Below are 14,093 nucleotides of genomic sequence, written 5' to 3'. Positions count from 1 at the left end.
GTGACGTCAGCCGACGGTGACGGGGACAGTGGCCGGTCGGTGCACGCGGAGGGCGGTTTCGGGCGGGTGGGGCACTGTCTCGAAGACGCCGCCCAGATCCACGTACCGCAGAATGCCCAGCAGCCGGGCGCTCTCGGTGACCAGGCGGAGTCGGCCGCCGCGGGCGAGGACCCGGTTGCGCGCCCGGCACAGGGCGCGCAGTCCGCCGCAGTCGACGAAGGACACCTGACGCAGGTCCAGGACCAGGTCGGGGAACGGGGCGGCGGTCAGGGCGTCGAGGCGGGCCGACAGGGGCGGCCCCGTGCACAGGTCGATCTCACCACGCAGCTCCACCACGGTCGTGCCGTCGTCGAGACGTTCCGTGCGGCAGGGCGTGGACTCCTCGTGGTCCTTGAACATGGTCAGAGACAACCCCGTGCGCCAGTACCAGGGGAAGGGTCGGACGGCCCTGTTCAAGACGCTGATCGGGGCCGGTGTGCCGCATGCGTCCGGCGCGCCTCTCTCGGCCGACAGGCAGAACCGGGTCGCCGGGCGACGAGGGCCGACCGGCCCAAGCGCGGACGGACCGCCCGGGCCGATGCTGGACCTGAGGCATCGCAGGGGGGACGCGAGGGGGACCGGCGGCAAGGACCCGGTCCGCCCCGGGCCGCTCCGGCGGCCCGGTACCAGCAGGAGGTGAGTGGTCGTGGCCGACACGACATCATCCGTCACGGCGGCTCGCACCGAGCGCCCCGGAGGCGATCTGGGACGACGCCTCGTCCGACGCCGCGAGGAACTCGGGCTCACCCGAGCCGACACGGCCGACCGGGCGGGCATGTCCTGCTCCTACCTCAGGTACCTGGAGGAGTCCTCCGCGGCGATCCCGGGCCGGAGCGCCCTGCTCCGCCTCGCGGGCGCGCTGGAGACCGGCATGACCGCCCTCACCGGCGGCGAGGCCGAGGCTCCGCCGGGCCGGGAACAGGCGGCTCGCCGTACCGAACTGGTGGCCCTCGGCGACGCGGAGTGCCGCCGCCGTCTGGGCACGCACGGAGTGGGCCGCCTCGCGGTGAGCACGGCCGACGGACCGACGGTTCTGCCGGTCAACTACACCGTCGTCGACGGCACGATCGTCTTCCGGACGACACCCGCCGCCACCCCCTCCGAGGCCCTGGGCCGGCGGGTCGCCTTCGAGGTCGACCACATCGACGAGGCCATGAGCCGGGGCTGGAGCGTGCTCGTCCGCGGCCGGGCCCGGCACGCTGAGGACCCCGACACCGTCCGCCGGCTGACGCAACGGGCGTACAGCGCCCCCTGGGCGGGCGGCCGGCGCGAGCTGTGGGTGTGTGTCGACGCCGACGAGATCACCGGCCGTGAGCTCCGCGAGGTCTCGGCGTTCGGCGTCTGACCGTACTCCGCCCCCTGCCTGCCGTCCCCCGACCCGAGTTGGCCCGTGCGGTTCTGAACGGGCCCTGCGGACAAGGACGTTCGGCCCCCCACGCCGGGCCTCGCAGCCCCTCCGGACGCGGCCCGCGCAGCGGGACATTGATGGTGCGACGACAGTCGTCGAGTGCCCGAGCGTCACCCCTGGAAGGGATGAACACCATGGCCGTTCACGATCACCCGCACCGTCACCCGGGATTCCGTTTCCCGTCCCTGCGCAGGAGCGGGACGGCGAGCTCCTCGACCGAGGCGAGCGCTGCCACGACGGCGACGGCGACCAGCCCGTATGTCCTGGCCGTGCTCCGCATCCTGACCGGGTTCGTCTTCCTGTGGGCGTTCCTCGACAAGACCTTCGGCTTCGGCTACGCCACCCCGTCCGGCAAGGGCTGGATCGACGGCGGCTCGCCCACCAAGGGCTTCCTGAGCGGGGTCGCCGCCGGCCCGATGGAGTCCACCTTCCACGACTGGGCCGGAGCCGGCTGGGCGGACTGGCTGTTCATGCTCGGTCTCCTCGGCGTCGGCCTCGCGCTGATCGCGGGGATCGGTCTGCGGCTCGCCGCCCTCGCGGGTACGGCGATGATGGCGCTGATGTGGATCGCGGAGTGGCCGCCGGCCAAGCACCTCTCGGACGGTTCGGTCAGCATGTCGACCAACCCGTTCGCCGACTACCACCTCGTCTACGCCATGGTCCTGATCGCCCTCGCCGCCGCGGGCGCCGGCGCCACCTGGGGGCTGGGCAAGGCTTGGGCGCGGATGCCCCTGGTCAGCCGGAACCGCTGGCTGATGTGAACCGATCAGCCCGCCCACGACCGGGGCCCCGCCGCACTGACGCGGCGGGGCCCCGACCGTGCGGTGCTCAGGATTCCGGGACGGCGTCCGCCGCGGTGAGCAGGACCCCGGTCACCAGGTCGGGGCGGATCCGGACCGCGTAGTCCATCGTCTGCTCCACCCAGGGCCGCAGCAGCGTCCGGTACCGGGCCAGCTCCCGCGGGTCGGTCACCAGATGCGCGTACCCCGTGACGACGACGCTCCAGCCGAGGTGGGTGTCGGGGTCGATGACGTCCGCCTCGTACGCGACCACCACTCCCTCGCCGTCCCCCTGGCGGGTGTGCGAGGTCAGGGCCGCGCCCTCGTGGGTGCGGATGACGATGTCGCCGCCGTCCACGACATGGTTGACGGGGCGGATCTGCGGCAGCGCGTGACGTGTGAAGACGACCCGGCCCAGGGACACCCCGCCGAGCAGTCTCAGGGCTTCGGAACTGTCCAGTTCCCTTTTGATCGTCATGAAGGTCTTCCAAAGGGGCCGCGGCGCCGACTGTGCGATCCGCCGGAGGGTGGGGGACAGATCCGATGGAACGCCCCGTGCTCCGCGGCGGCTAGGGCCGGATGGCCCTGGTCTTTGGGCCCGAGGACGTGAAGGATCTGAGACAGAAGCCGATGACACACGTGACGAGGAGCGTTCGATGGCGGACGGCGCTGAGCAGCCCGGCCCCGAGGACCTGATCAGGGTCTTCCTGCTGGACGACCATGAGGTGGTACGACGAGGGGTGCGCGACCTGCTCGACGACGAACCGGACATCACCGTCGTCGGCGAGGCCGGCACCGTGGAGCAGGCCCTGGTGCGGGTCCCCGCCCTGCGTCCCCAGGTCGCCGTCCTCGACGTACGCCTCCCGGACGGCGACGGCGTGACCGTCTGCCGGGAACTGCGCTCCGGCATGCCCGAGCTGGTCTGTCTGATGCTGACCTCCTTCGACGACGAGGAGGCCCTGCTGGACTCGATCATGGCCGGGGCGTCCGGATACGTCCTCAAGCAGATCCGGGGCTCCGACCTGGTGTCCGCGGTGCGCACGGTCGCCGCGGGCCAGTCGCTGCTCGACCCGAGCGCCACCACCAAGCTGATGACCCGGCTGCGCGAGGGACAGAAGCAGGAGGAGGAGCCCGAGGCACTGCCGGGTCTGACGGACCGGGAACGGGAGATCCTGGCCCTGATCGGCGAGGGTCTCACCAACCGGCAGATCGGGCAGCGGCTGTATCTCGCGGAGAAGACCGTCAAGAACCACATCTCCCGGCTGTTGGCCAAGCTGGGCGTGGAACGCCGTATCCAGGCCGCCGTCATCGCCACCCAGGCCCAGGACCGGCTCCGCCAGGAAGGCCGCTGAACAGGGGGCACCGCGGGCTCCCGGGCTTGCGTACCGCTGGGTTCGGCGGGCCGATACCGTGGCAGGAAGGTGGCACGGTCGGCCGCCGCAGGGCGTACGGGGCTGGAGGATCGCAGGTGGGAAGCTCCGAGGAGTTCTCGACGGCCCGGGTGCGGCTGCCGCAGCTGAGGCTGGACGAGCTGCTGGAGGAGTTGCAGGCGCGTCTCGACGCGGCCCGCGGTACTCGCGACCGGGTGCACAGCCTGCTGGAGGCGGTGCTCTCGGTCGGCCGGGAGCTCGATCTGGAGCAGGCGCTGCGCAGCATCGTGGAGGCCGCGGCGGTGCTGGTGGACGCGCGGTACGCGGCGCTGGGTGTGATCGGTTCGGACGGCAAGCGGCTCTCGGCGTTCCACACCGTCGGTGTCAGCGCGGAGCAGATCGCCCGGATCGGCCCCTATCCGGAGGGGCACGGCATCCTCGGTGAGCTGATCACGCATCCCGAGCCGCTGCTGCTGGCGAAGCTCTCCGAGCATCCCGCCTCGTACGGCTTCCCGGCCCATCACCCGCCCATGAACACCTTCCTCGGCGTCCCGATCCGGGTGCGTGACCAGGTCTTCGGCAACCTGTATCTGACGGAGAAGCGGGGCGGGGCGCAGTTCGACGAGGAGGACGAGGCAGTGCTGTCGACCCTCGCCGTCGCCGCCGGCGTGGCCATCGACAACGCCCGCCTGTACGAGGAGTCCCGGCTGCGCGAGCGCTGGCTGCGGGCCACCGCCGAGATCACGCACAGTGTGATGTCCGGCAGCGAGCGCGGCGAGGTCCTGCGGGTGATCGCCGAACGGGCCCGGGAGATCACCACCGCCGTGCTCGCGCTGGTCGCGGTTCCGGTGGAGGGCACCGGCTCGCTGGCGACGGAGCTGGCCCTCGGGGAGGGCGCCGACGCCTACCGCGGCCTGCTGGCGCCCGCGGACGACGGGCTGATCGGCCGGGCCTTCTCCAGCGGTGTGCCCGCCACCGTCGCCGAGGTCTCACGGGACGCGTGGATGTCGGCTGTTCCGTCGGGCGTCGCCGGGCTCGGGCCCGCGGTCGCCGTGCCCATCGGTACGGGGGAGGGTGTCCGAGGTGTCGTCCTGCTGGTGCGGGAGGCCGGGCACACCGTGTACTCCGGGCAGGAGATCGAGCCGCTCCAGGCGTTCGCCGCGCAGGCCGCGGTCGCCATGGAGCTGGCGGACCGCCGGCGGGACGCCGCCCAGATCGCCGTCCTCCAGGACCGTGACCGGATCGCCCGGGACCTGCACGACCTGGCTATCCAGCGGCTCTTCGCCACCGGCATGACCCTGCAGAGCGCGGGCCGCTTCATCGACCACGAGGAGGCGTCGAAGCGGGTGGCGCGGGCGGTGGACGACCTGGACGAGACCATCAAGATCATCAGGTCGACCATCTTCGGTCTGCGCTCGCGCGAGGACACCCCAGGCTCCGGACTGCGGGCCCGCGTGGTGCGGGTCGTCGGGGAGGCGGCACCGGTGCTGGGCTTCGCGCCGAGCGTGCGCATGGAAGGCCTGCTGGACACCCATGTGCCGAAGGACGTCGCCGAACACGCGGTGGCCGTCCTCTCCGAAGCCCTGACCAACATCGCCCGGCACGCGCGGGCGACGCGCGCCGACGTGGTCCTGGAGACGGACGGCCGCGCTCTGCGGCTGACGGTCTCCGACGACGGCGTGGGCATCCCGCCCGGGGGCCGCCGCAGCGGCCTGCGCAACATGGCCGAACGCGCCGAACAACTCGGCGGGGAACTGGAGTCGGCCTCGCCGTCCGGTGGCGGTACGACGCTCGTGTGGCGGGTCCCCGTCCAGGACGCGTAGCGGTCACGTCCGGCAGGACCAGGACGCGCCTCACAGCTTCAACGTGAACCAGGTGGTCTTGCCCTCGTCGGTGGGGCGCACCCCCCAGCCGTCGGCCAGGGCACGGACCAGCAGCAGACCGCGGCCCGACTCCTCGTGCTCCCCCGCGATCCGCGGCTGCGGCAGCTGCGGACTGCGGTCGCTGACCTCCACGGTGAGGTCCGTGACCGTGCGGCACAGATGCAGCCCGATGGGGCCCTCGGCGTGCTGGACCGCGTTGGTGAGGATCTCGGAGAGCAGCAGCCGGGCCTCTTCCGCCGGGCCGCCGCACTCCCAGGCGATGAGCGCCTTGTTGAGGAAGGCGCGCCCCTCCGGCACCGAGGACGGCAGGGCCGGCAGATCGGTGGTGAGCGCCGCCAGCGGGGCGGCCGGAAGCTGCGCCAGCAGCAGGGTCACGTCGTCGTCGTGGCTGTCGGCGTCGGGCAGCAGACTGGTCAGGACGTGGTCCGCCGCGCTCTCCAGACAGGGTGCGTCGACGACGAACGAGTCCAGGACGGAGGTGAGTTGGCCGAGGCGCTCCTCGATGTCGCTGCCGGGTGTCTCGATCAGCCCGTCGGTGTAGAGGACGAGCGTGGCGCCGGGCGGTATGTCCGCGCAGGACTGCTCGTAGAGGATGCCGCCGACGCCGAGCGGAGCGTTCACCGGGGTCCGCAGACCGCTCACCCCGCAGCCCGGGGGAGCGACCAGGACGGGCAGATGGCCGGCCGAGCAGACGGTGACCGTGCCGCTGTCCGGGGCGACGACCAGATAGCAGCAGGTGACCAGCTGGTCGGGGACGTCGAGGTCGGCGACACAGGTGTCCAGGGCCTGCATCAGCTGGCGGGGCTGCATGCCGGTCTTGGCCAGGGCGTGCGCGGCGGAACGCAACTGGCCCATCACGGCGGCGGCTTCCAGCCCGCGGCCCATCACGTCGCCGATCAGGACCCCCACCCGGCCGGCCCCCAGCGGGATCAGGTCGAACCAGTCGCCGCCCACGCCCGCACCCTGGGTCGCCGGCCGGTACCGGCTCGCCGTGGCCAGCCCGGGGATCGTGGCCGGCGTGCCCATCAGGCTGCGCTGGAGGGTCAGCGCGATGTGCCGCTGCTGCTCGTAGAGGATGGTGAGTTCGGCCTCGGCCCGTTTGCGGTCGCTGATGTCCCGGACGATGGCGCAGGCGCCGACGACCCGTCCGCCGGTGTCGCGGGTGGGCCACAGGGTAACGTCGACGTCCAGCAGCTCGCCGCCGCGGGTCAGGCGCAGGGTCTCGAAGTGCTCGACCTTCTCCCCGTGCCGCAGCCGCTCCAGGAGGGCGGTGACCTCCTCGCGCGTCTCCCTCGGGGCCAGGACGGAGACATGGCGGCCGATGGCCTCCTGGGCGGTGTAGCCGTACAGGCTCTGCGCGGCGGCGTTCCAGTAGGTGATGTACCCGTCGAGGGTCTTGGCGAGGATCGCGTCCTGGGAGGACTCGACGAGCGCGGCGAGCTCGTTGATCCGGGCCTCGGCCGCCCTGCGGTCACTGACGTCGCGGACCGCGGCGGACACCAGCAGCCCGTCCGCGGTCTCCAGCGGGCTCAGGCTGATCTCGACGGGGAACTCGGTGCCGTCCTTGCGCAGCCCGTGCAGATCGAGTCCGGCGCCCATGGGCCGGACCTGCCGGTTGGCGGTGTATCCGCCGCGGTGCCGGGTGTGGTGCGGGCGGAAGCGGTGCGGGATCAGCAACTCCACCGGATGGCCGAGGAGTTCCTCGCGGCGGTAGCCGAACAGGGCCTCGGTCTGGGCGTTGACGAGTTTGATGATGCCGCCGTCGTCCACGATGACCATCGCGTCCGGTGCCGCTTCCAGAAGACCGCGGAACCGGTCCTCGTCGGCTCCCGGCCGGAGCCCCCCTCCACAGGCGCACGGTGTCCGCTCCCCGCCGCCCGCCTCGTCCCGTACCGGAACCAGGTCCATGCCATTCCCCATCCGCCGCCGGTGATGGTGCGGGTCATCTCACCGCACCCGGACGGGACCCGGGACGCTATGTCGCTTACTGTCCGTACCCTGGCGGAACCTGTCCGCCGCATATGCGCACGATGGCCGTCCCACAGCGCTACGACGTTCACCGGCCGAGCCTGAGACCGTGTACGGCGCTCATGAGCCAGGCCCGACCGGATGCGGTGACGGCTGACGGATGCTCTTCGTCCTCCTCTTCTACGAGGCCATGGGCGCCGCGGGCGAGGCGTCCCCCGCGTCAGGAGGCGTCCGGCAGCCACAGGTCGGGGCCGAACACCTCGTAGCGGATGTGACGGGATGGGACGCCGAGGGCGAGCAGTTGGGTGCGGACGGCGCGCATGAACGGCAGCGGGCCGCACAGGTACACGGTCGCGTCGGCGGGCACGTCGACCCCGTCGAGGTCCATCAGGCCGGAGCGGGCCCCGGGTTCGGCGATGCCGGAACGCTCGTACCAGAACACCGCGTCCGCCCGCGGCAGCAGCTCGGTCAGGGTGCGCGTCTCGGTGCGCAGGGCGTGGGTGCCGGGGGAGTCGTCGGCGTGCAGGACCAGGACCCGGCGGGTGGAGCCGGTGGCGGCCAGGTGGGCCAGCATGCCGACCATGGGCGTGCAGCCGATGCCGGCGGAGGCGAGGACGAGCGGGGTGTCCGACTCGTCGAGGGCGACGTCGCCGAACGGCATGGACAGGGTCAGCTCGTCGCCGGCCCGCACGGTGCCGTGCAGCAGCGTCGACACCTCTCCGCCGCCCACCCGCTTGACGGTGATCCGCCGCAGCTCGCCACCCGGGTCGCCGGACAGGCTGTACTGGCGCAACTGGCGCACGCCGTCCGGCATCAGGGCCCGGACGCTCACGTACTGTCCGGCCTTCGCCGCGGGGGCCGGGCCGCCGTCGGCCGGACGCAGGACGAAGGAGACGACGTCCGCGGTCTCCTCGTGGCGCCCGACAACCGTCCACGGCCGCCACACGTCCCCGGGCACGACGCCGGCCTCCTGGTAGAGACGGGACTCCTGGGCGATGAGCGCGCCGGCCATCAGCCAGTACACCTCGTCCCAGGCCGCGGCCACCTCGGGGGTGACCGCGTCGCCGAGCACCTCGGCGATCGCCCCGAACAGGTACTTGTGGACGATCGTGTACTGGTCGTCGGTGACCCCGACCGCGGTGTGCTTGTGGGCGATCCGCGCCAGCAGCGCGTCCGGACGGACGTCCGGGTCGGCGAGGAGCGCGGTCGCGAAGCCCGCTATCGACCCGGCCAGGGCCCGGCGCTGGGCGCCGCTCGCCTGGTTGCCCCGGTTGAACATCCCGTCCAGCAGTTCGGGGCGGTCGCGGAACATCGCGCCGTAGAAGCGCGTGGTGATCTCGTCGAGGGCTCCGGCCACGGCGGGCAGCGTGGCCCGGACGACGGCGGCGGACTCTGCGGACAGCATGAAGCCTCCGGGGATGAGGGATGAGGGGGGAACGCGGAAGTGCGGGGCACGGCCCCGCCGCACACCACCTTCGTCCCCGGGCCCCTGTGCGCCCCAGGGCCCGATGGGGACGGGACCCAGGGCCGACAGGCCCTACGGCAGGGGGTCCCTCGGTGCCCCGAGACAGCCGCGGGCGACCGGCGAAGGCGTCGAATTCGCTGTCTGGGATGGCAGTTCCGGTCCATCGAACGGTCCGGTCACGCCGGTGTCCGGTCGAAGTCCGGCCGTCACGGATCAGTCCCGGAGAGTCGCTTTTCGCGGGCGGACCGCGTGCGTACGGTCCGGGGCATCGAGGCGGGCCGGCGGTGCCGGTCCGTCGCAGTCAACGCAGCGCAAGGGAGGCACTGTGGCGAGTGTGGAAGTGTCGCTGAAGGAGATGATGGCCGGGGTCGAGGGGGCTCTGGGAGCCGCGGTCGTCGACTACACCAGCGGAATGGCGCTGGGCACCCTGGGCGGGAGCAAGGACCTGGACCTGACGGTCGCCGCGGCCGGCAACACGGACGTCGTCCGGGCCAAGGTGCGCACCATGGAGCAGGTCGGCCTCAAGGGCCGGATCGAGGACATGCTGATCACGCTGGACAACCAGTACCACCTGATCCGCCCGGTCACCGGCCGCAGCGGCAACGGCCTGTTCCTCTACCTCGTCCTCGACAAGGCCCGCTCGAACCTGGCCATGGCCCGGCACCAGCTCAAACGGGTCGAGGAGGGCATCGAGATCTGACTCGGGCGCCGCTGCCGGGGCCACCGCTGCCCTTCATGTGAAGACTTCTTCAAGTCACCACATCAGCATGGTTCCAATGTGTGTTCGCGCACGGCCCGGGGGGTGAAGGATCGGCGTCCGAGGGTGGCCTGTGGTGCGGCGGCGCCCCCTCAGGTGCCGTCGCACCCCGGCAGCCGCAGTCCCTCCAGCCGACAAGGAGCGAGCATCCATGCAGGCCCCCCTCTACCAGGTCAAGGCGGAGTTCTTCCGCATGCTCGGCCACCCCGTGCGGATCAGGGTGCTGGAGCTCCTTCAGCACGGACCGGTGTCCGTACGGGACCTGCTCGCCGACATCGAGATCGAACCGTCCAGCCTGTCGCAGCAACTGGCGGTGCTGCGACGCTCCGGCATCGTCGTGTCCATGCGGGAAGGCTCCACCGTCCGCTACGCGCTCGCCGGCGGCGATGTCGCCGAACTGCTGCGCGCCGCCCGTCGGATCCTCACCGAGCTGCTCGCCGGCCAGAACGAGCTGCTCGCCGAACTCCGGCAGGCGGACGCCCCCGCCGAACCCCTGCGCACCAGCGGATGACCCAGGTGGGGGTCACAGACTCGCCGCGTGGTCCGGGACGTAGGTCTGGAGATCACGTGGTGTGCGTTCGTAGCCGGTGGACGCCGGGCGCTCCGGGAGCTCCAGCACCGGCGGCGGGACCTCCTGGTACGGCACGGAGTCCAGCAGATGGGCGATCATGTTCAGCCGCGCCCGCCTCTTCTCGTCGCTCTCGACGACGAACCACGGTGCCTCGGTGATGTCGGTGTGCACCATCATCTCGTCCTTGGCCCGGGAGTACGCCTCCCAGCGGCTGAGCGACTCCAGGTCCATCGGGGACAGCTTCCAGCGGCGCAGCGGGTCGTCGAGCCGGCGCCGGAAACGGTCCTGCTGCTCGGTGTCGCTCACCGAGAACCAGTACTTGCGCAGCAGGATCCCGTCCTCCACCAGCATCCGCTCGAAGACCGGGCACTGGCGCAGGAACAGCTGGTACTCCTCCTTGGTGCAGAAGCCCATCACATGCTCCACGCCGGCCCGGTTGTACCAGGACCGGTCGAACAGCACGATCTCGCCGGCGGCCGGGAGATGTTCGACGTACCGCTGGAAGTACCACTGCGTCCGCTCCCGCTCGGTCGGCTTCGGCAGTGCCGCGATCCGCGCGACACGGGGGTTGAGATGCTCGGCGACCCGCTTGATCGTGCCGCCCTTGCCGGCCGCATCCCGCCCCTCGAAGACGACGACCAGCCGCGCGCCCTCCGCCCGCACCCACTCCTGGAGCTTCACCAACTCGGTCTGCAACCGGAGCAGTTCCCGCTCATAGACCTTCCGCCCCAGCTTCTCCTTCGCCTTACCGGCCATGCCGTCCACCCATTTCTTCGCATACGTGGTCGAGTCCCCGTGTCGGCACAGTACTGGCCGACCAGCGCGGGAACAGGCAGGCCGGCGCCGACGCCACGCGCGTGTGCGACGGGTGCGGGCGCGCTAGGAGTCGGACCAGCGGGCCGGGTGGCCGGAAGGGGACGTCGTGAGCCAGGTTCCGTCTCCGAGGGGGTGCAGGTCGTAGGCGTGCTCCGCGTGGGCGTCGAACGGCGTGGGGGTGCCGGCCGAGCGTATGTCGACGCGGTAGTGGCGGAACCACTCCTCCTCGTCCTCGGTCTCGCCGCCGAGGGTGACGATGACGGTGTCCTGGGTCAGATAGCCGCCGCTCCATTCCACGGAGGTCTCGTCCGAGTCGTGTCCGAAGGCCTCGACGCAGAGGGTGAGCGTCGATTCGCCGTCCGGGTAGGTGTGGAGGGAGACGTCACCCTGGTCGTGGTCCACCGTCATGAACGCGCTCCCGTCGGGTGACAGGGCGATGAGACACCGGTCGCTCCAGGGGTAGCGGACCAGATCCAGCCGGTGGCCGGTGAGGGTCGCGCGGTGGATGACCGAGCCGTCCTGCCCTTCTCCGATGTCGAGGAGGACCGCGTCGCCCGCCGGGTGCAGAAGATGGTGGCCGCCGTGCCCGACGGTCTCCAGCTCCGCCTGCGCGAGTATCGCTCCGGTTCCGGCGTCCAGGGCGACCCAGCGGTCGGGCCCGCCGCGGTCGGCCATGGCGTCCGGCCGGTACACCCACACCGTCCGGCCGTCCGTCGACAGCGCGCAGCTCGGCCGGTGCCCGTACCGCCGCCGCGACCGCGGCTCGAACACCGACCGCCAGACCTCGGTCCCCTCCGGTGTCAGGCAGACGACCGCGTGGAGCGTCGTGTAGTAGGCGCGCCGGAGATCGGCGGCGGCGGTGTGTCCCACGACGTCGTCCCCGTCGGCCGGCCGCCAGGTCATGGCAGGGGCCAGGACGCCGGTGGCGTCGACGGCCAGGTCGTAGGCGTGGACACGTCCGTCGACGAGCCGCGTGATGATCCGAGCGGGGGAGGGAGGCTGAGCCATGTCCGGGAGCGTAACGTCCCCGTCTATCTTGCAGCGGGGTAAGAGATCGACGTGAACCCCCGGCAGGCCCTGCCGCCGTTCTGGATCTTGTGTGTACCGTCCAGCCTGTGTCGAGCGGTGGTCGTCCCAACTGCCGCTCTACGCGCGAAGATTCGGCACCCGCACCGCCTCCCGTCCCCCCACTCATGGAGGTTCATCGCATGCTCGGCCTGGGCAAGTCCCCCCGCAGACTCACCACCGCTGTCACCGTGTTCGGCCTGCTGGCCGCGGGTGCCGCCGTCCAGGCGGCCACCGTGACCCCGGCCGCCGCGGCCACCCCCCACCGGGTCCTGTTCGACAACGCCCACGCGGAGACGGCGGGCAACGCCGACTGGATCGTCTCCACTAGCCAGCCCGACCCGCTGGGCCAGGACTCCTCACCGTCCTCCGAGACCGACTGGACCGGCGCCCTGTCGTCCTGGGGTGTCGCCCTTCAGGAGAGCGGCGACTACAGCCTGAAGACACTGCCGTCCGGCTCCGGCCTCACCTACGGCGGCTCTGGCGCGCAGGACCTGGCGAACTTCGACACGCTGGTGCTCCCCGAGCCCAACACGCTGTTCACGGCATCGGAGAAGACGGCGATCATGAACTTCGTGAAGAACGGCGGCGGTCTGTTCATGATCTCCGACCACACCGGTGCCGACCGCAACAACGACGGTGAGGACGCGGTCGAGATCCTCAACGACCTGATGACCAACAACAGCGTCGACTCCACCGACCCGTTCGGTTTCTCCATCGACTCGCTCAGCATCAGCTCCGACTACCCGAGCGCCATCAGCGACAGCGCCAACGCGGTGCTGCACGGTTCTTTCGGCACCGTCACCAAGAGCCTGATCGCCAGCGGCACGACGGCCACGCTCAAGCCCGCCGACAACTCCTCGGTCAAGGGCCTGCTCTACCGCACCGGTTACTCCGGCAACACCGGCGCGTTCTTCGCCACCAGCACCTTCGGCAGCGGCCGGGTCGCGTTCTGGGGCGACAGTTCCCCGATCGACGACGGCACGGGTCAGTCGGGGAACACGCTCTACGACGGCTGGAACGACTCCGGCGCCACCAACGCCGCCCTCGCCCTCAACGCCACCGAATGGCTCTCGTCCTGAGCTGAGCCGAGAGCCCGAGTGATGCGGTGGGCGGCCCCGGGACACCTGCCCGGGGCCGCCCTCGCGCGTCAGCTGTCGACGCGATGCACGCGCTGGCTGCTCAGCTCGTAGCGCGCGCCCACGACGGCCAGTTGCCCGCCCGCCACCTTTGCCGCGAGGTCGGGCTCGGCCGCCAGCCGGGCCGAGACCGCGCGGACGTTGGCGTCGATCGTCGCGTCGATACGCGCGGCGCCTTCCTTCGTGTGATCGATGTTCGGTCGTATCTGGTCGGCCAGGTACTGGATGTGAGAGGGCAGTTGCGCGCCCGACTCCTCCGCCTCCACCGCCGCCCGCACCGCGCCGCACGACTGGTGGCCGAGGACGAGGACCAGCGGTATCGCCAGTTCGAGCACCCCGTACGCGATGCTGCCGAGCACGGCCTCGTCCAGGACCTCGCCGGCGCTGCGCACGGTCATCAGGTCGCCGAGTCCCTGGTCGAAGACCAGCTCGGGAGGGACCCGGGAGTCTATGCAGCCGAGGACGACCGCGAAGGGGTGCTGGCCGGAGACCAGGGCCTGGCGGGTGGCCGGTGTCTCGTCCGGATGCCGCTCGTGGAAGGTGCGCCAGCGGCGGTTGCCCGCGGCCAGTTCCCGCAGCGCCGCGTCGGGTGTGTCGGGGCGAGGGTGCGACTTCGGGGAGGCGGCGGAGGCCGGGGACGCGGCGAGGGTGAGGCCGGTGCCGAGAGCCGCGGCGCCGGTCAGTCCGGCCCGCAGGAACGTACGGCGGACGGGTCTGTCGGGGGTGGCTTGAGAGTTCACGGAGAGGAACGTATGTCCGAGTCCGGCCGTGATCCGTCCCGTTGCCAACAGCAGGGCAAAACAGGGGAGAAGCATGACCTTCACCGTGGTGCC

14 protein-coding genes are annotated in these 14,093 nt (G+C 71.5%); 7 read left to right on the top strand and 7 right to left on the bottom strand.

Going from position 1 to position 14,093, the window contains the following annotated elements; translation table 11 throughout:
- Positions 1 to 6: 6 nt before the first annotated feature.
- Positions 7 to 399 carry an STAS domain-containing protein gene (locus tag OG866_RS03420; RefSeq protein WP_329331859.1) on the bottom strand — a complete coding sequence of 131 codons (393 nt, stop codon included), beginning with the start codon at positions 397 to 399 and terminating at the stop codon, positions 7 to 9.
- Between the two features lie 286 nt (positions 400 to 685).
- Here OG866_RS03420 and OG866_RS03415 point away from each other — a divergent pair, with 286 nt between their 5' ends.
- Together OG866_RS03415 and OG866_RS03410 are read left to right on the top strand one after the other, a co-directional pair.
- Positions 686 to 1,384 carry a pyridoxamine 5'-phosphate oxidase family protein gene (locus OG866_RS03415; protein ID WP_329331858.1) on the top strand — a complete coding sequence of 233 codons (699 nt, stop codon included), beginning with the start codon at positions 686 to 688 and terminating at the stop codon, positions 1,382 to 1,384.
- A 197-nt stretch (positions 1,385 to 1,581) separates the two neighbouring features.
- A complete protein-coding gene (locus OG866_RS03410; protein WP_329331857.1) occupies positions 1,582 to 2,208 on the top strand; it encodes a hypothetical protein in 627 nt (208 codons plus the stop codon).
- Positions 2,209 to 2,275: 67 nt separating this feature from the next.
- Here the strand turns inward: OG866_RS03410 and OG866_RS03405 are convergent, their stop codons facing one another.
- On the bottom strand, positions 2,276 to 2,704 hold the full coding sequence (locus OG866_RS03405) for a pyridoxamine 5'-phosphate oxidase family protein (RefSeq protein ID WP_329331856.1): 429 nt from the start codon (positions 2,702 to 2,704) through the stop codon (positions 2,276 to 2,278).
- A 178-nt stretch (positions 2,705 to 2,882) separates the two neighbouring features.
- Between OG866_RS03405 and OG866_RS03400 the strand changes: the two genes are divergently transcribed.
- Both OG866_RS03400 and OG866_RS03395 read left to right on the top strand, forming a co-directional pair.
- Positions 2,883 to 3,578 (top strand): response regulator transcription factor, encoded by a 696-nt coding sequence (locus tag OG866_RS03400; RefSeq protein ID WP_329331855.1) that lies wholly within the window; start codon positions 2,883 to 2,885, stop codon positions 3,576 to 3,578.
- Positions 3,579 to 3,694: 116 nt separating this feature from the next.
- Positions 3,695 to 5,419 carry a sensor histidine kinase gene (locus OG866_RS03395; protein ID WP_329331854.1) on the top strand — a complete coding sequence of 575 codons (1,725 nt, stop codon included), beginning with the start codon at positions 3,695 to 3,697 and terminating at the stop codon, positions 5,417 to 5,419.
- 30 nt (positions 5,420 to 5,449) lie between these two features.
- Here the strand turns inward: OG866_RS03395 and OG866_RS03390 are convergent, their stop codons facing one another.
- Entirely contained in the window at positions 5,450 to 7,387 is a 1,938-nt protein-coding gene (locus tag OG866_RS03390) for a PAS domain S-box protein (protein WP_329331853.1), read from the bottom strand.
- 280 nt (positions 7,388 to 7,667) lie between these two features.
- Positions 7,668 to 8,852, bottom strand: coding sequence for a globin domain-containing protein (locus OG866_RS03385; protein ID WP_329331852.1), 1,185 nt, complete (start codon positions 8,850 to 8,852; stop codon positions 7,668 to 7,670).
- A 385-nt stretch (positions 8,853 to 9,237) separates the two neighbouring features.
- Here OG866_RS03385 and OG866_RS03380 point away from each other — a divergent pair, with 385 nt between their 5' ends.
- Both OG866_RS03380 and OG866_RS03375 read left to right on the top strand, forming a co-directional pair.
- A complete protein-coding gene (locus OG866_RS03380) occupies positions 9,238 to 9,612 on the top strand; it encodes a hypothetical protein (protein ID WP_329331851.1) in 375 nt (124 codons plus the stop codon).
- 208 nt (positions 9,613 to 9,820) lie between these two features.
- Positions 9,821 to 10,180, top strand: coding sequence for an ArsR/SmtB family transcription factor (locus OG866_RS03375; protein ID WP_329331850.1), 360 nt, complete (start codon positions 9,821 to 9,823; stop codon positions 10,178 to 10,180).
- A gap of 12 nt (positions 10,181 to 10,192) precedes the next feature.
- Here OG866_RS03375 and ppk2 read toward each other — a convergent pair whose 3' ends face one another.
- Entirely contained in the window at positions 10,193 to 10,996 is an 804-nt protein-coding gene (gene ppk2, locus OG866_RS03370) for a polyphosphate kinase 2 (RefSeq protein ID WP_329331849.1), read from the bottom strand.
- 123 nt (positions 10,997 to 11,119) lie between these two features.
- A complete protein-coding gene (locus tag OG866_RS03365; RefSeq protein WP_329331848.1) occupies positions 11,120 to 12,064 on the bottom strand; it encodes a WD40 repeat domain-containing protein in 945 nt (314 codons plus the stop codon).
- A 200-nt stretch (positions 12,065 to 12,264) separates the two neighbouring features.
- Between OG866_RS03365 and OG866_RS03360 the strand changes: the two genes are divergently transcribed.
- Positions 12,265 to 13,203: a hydrolase gene (locus OG866_RS03360; RefSeq protein WP_329331847.1), complete on the top strand. Its 939-nt coding sequence runs from the start codon at positions 12,265 to 12,267 to the stop codon at positions 13,201 to 13,203.
- A gap of 68 nt (positions 13,204 to 13,271) precedes the next feature.
- Here OG866_RS03360 and OG866_RS03355 read toward each other — a convergent pair whose 3' ends face one another.
- On the bottom strand, positions 13,272 to 14,000 hold the full coding sequence (locus tag OG866_RS03355; protein WP_329331846.1) for a carbonic anhydrase: 729 nt from the start codon (positions 13,998 to 14,000) through the stop codon (positions 13,272 to 13,274).
- Between the last annotated feature and the right edge of the window lie 93 nt (positions 14,001 to 14,093).

This window comes from Streptomyces sp. NBC_00663, from assembly GCF_036226885.1.
Taxonomy (GTDB): domain Bacteria; phylum Actinomycetota; class Actinomycetes; order Streptomycetales; family Streptomycetaceae; genus Streptomyces.
Note: the sequence above shows the minus strand (reverse complement) of the source record. Positions and strands in the feature narration are given on the sequence as shown.

Bases quoted from the DNA above. Each gene is read 5' to 3' on its own strand.
- OG866_RS03420 (WP_329331859.1), bottom strand. From the start codon at position 399: ATGTTCAAGGACCACGAGGAGTCCACGCCCTGCCGCACGGAACGTCTC.
- OG866_RS03410 (WP_329331857.1), top strand. From the start codon at position 1,582: ATGGCCGTTCACGATCACCCGCACCGTCACCCGGGATTCCGTTTCCCG.
- OG866_RS03405 (WP_329331856.1), bottom strand. From the start codon at position 2,704: ATGACGATCAAAAGGGAACTGGACAGTTCCGAAGCCCTGAGACTGCTC.
- OG866_RS03400 (WP_329331855.1), top strand. From the start codon at position 2,883: ATGGCGGACGGCGCTGAGCAGCCCGGCCCCGAGGACCTGATCAGGGTC.
- OG866_RS03390 (WP_329331853.1), bottom strand. From the start codon at position 7,387: ATGGACCTGGTTCCGGTACGGGACGAGGCGGGCGGCGGGGAGCGGACA.
- OG866_RS03385 (WP_329331852.1), bottom strand. From the start codon at position 8,852: ATGCTGTCCGCAGAGTCCGCCGCCGTCGTCCGGGCCACGCTGCCCGCC.
- OG866_RS03375 (WP_329331850.1), top strand. From the start codon at position 9,821: ATGCAGGCCCCCCTCTACCAGGTCAAGGCGGAGTTCTTCCGCATGCTC.
- ppk2 (WP_329331849.1), bottom strand. From the start codon at position 10,996: ATGGCCGGTAAGGCGAAGGAGAAGCTGGGGCGGAAGGTCTATGAGCGG.
- OG866_RS03365 (WP_329331848.1), bottom strand. From the start codon at position 12,064: ATGGCTCAGCCTCCCTCCCCCGCTCGGATCATCACGCGGCTCGTCGAC.
- OG866_RS03360 (WP_329331847.1), top strand. From the start codon at position 12,265: ATGCTCGGCCTGGGCAAGTCCCCCCGCAGACTCACCACCGCTGTCACC.